The organism is Oleiphilus sp. HI0061 (assembly GCF_001635675.1).
Window position 1 is genome coordinate 1 of sequence record NZ_LWFE01000881.1, and the last position, 518, is coordinate 518.

Annotated in this window: 1 protein-coding gene; it reads left to right on the forward strand. The window is 42.5% G+C overall.

Translation table 11 applies throughout. From position 1 onward, the window contains the following. On the forward strand, nt 1–518 hold a 518-nt coding region (locus A3735_RS10420), incomplete at both ends, for an acyl-CoA dehydrogenase family protein (protein WP_197485838.1).

A 518-nucleotide genomic window follows, 5' to 3' on the forward strand; every position in this document is an offset into this window, starting at 1 on the left:
TGGCTGTCGTTACAAGGATGGTAAAGTACTACTAGACCCTAAGATTCGCGACGCATTTAAAGCTTTTTCTGAAGCAGGGTGGATGGGAATCTCGATGCCAGAGGAGTGGGGTGGGCAAGCGCTACCTGAAGCACTTAGCTCAAAGGTATCGGAAATGTTGACCAGTACCAACCAATCTTTATGCATGTTCACAGCGCTCACCAGCTCTGCATGTAAAGCTCTGATTTCATTCGGTAATGATGAATTAAAACAAACCTACCTTCACAACATGGTATCAGGTAATTGGACGGGCACCATGTGCTTAACTGAATCTCATTGCGGTTCCGACCTAGGTGAAATTAAAAGTAGCGCAAAGATTAATGCTGACAACAGTTACGCGATATCAGGTACCAAAATCTTTATCTCTACAGGTGATCATGACGCTAGTGACAATATTATTCATTTAGTACTCGCTCGTATTAAGGGTGCACCTGAAGGTATTAAAGGCCTATCTTTATTTTTGGTGCCAAAAATTTTTC